This is a genomic window from Streptococcus sp. HMSC10E12 (assembly GCF_001807855.1).
GTDB classification, from domain to species: domain Bacteria; phylum Bacillota; class Bacilli; order Lactobacillales; family Streptococcaceae; genus Streptococcus; species Streptococcus salivarius.
Genome location: NZ_KV791105.1, coordinates 1 through 511 on the forward strand (window position 1 = coordinate 1; position 511 = coordinate 511).

Annotated in this window: 1 protein-coding gene; it reads right to left on the reverse strand. The window is 50.7% G+C overall.

The genetic code is table 11. The features are described 5' to 3' along the window. A partial coding sequence (locus HMPREF3112_RS08825) for an IS4 family transposase (protein ID WP_141738666.1) occupies positions 1 to 511 on the reverse strand: 511 nt, incomplete at both ends.

A 511-nucleotide genomic window follows, 5' to 3' on the forward strand; every position in this document is an offset into this window, starting at 1 on the left:
CTGCGAAGCGTCAGAGCATTGTCTTGCATTGAGCTTTTGATATCTCTGAAACCCAACTCGATCTCCCACCGCTCGTGATAAAGCGTCGCAACCTGTTCTGCGCTAAATTTCGAAGCCGGTAGCGAGGTGAAGACCGTTTTCTCATTTCCTTCAACTTGGTAAGTCACAGCTCTTACCTGCCAGTACTCAGGTAATGCCGGATTCTTTTTACGCGCCTGCGGCGAGACCCTCATCTGCACCAGATAATCGCCATCGCCATAATGTTCGACTTCCGTCCTGACCGTTCCTTTGCGTTCAGGGATCATCCAGTGCCTGTTTTGCTCAGCGTTTTGGATACTCAACAACAGATCAGCGCTGAAAAACCCTTTGTCCAGTAAGGTCACCGAGTGATTGGGTATGCTTTCCACAAAGTCCTTAGCCAGTGGGATTTCACCCTTGCGATAGGGGCTAATGGCAGCATTGGCAATGATGTGGGAGCGTGCATTCATCAGCGCGACAAGACGCAACACCG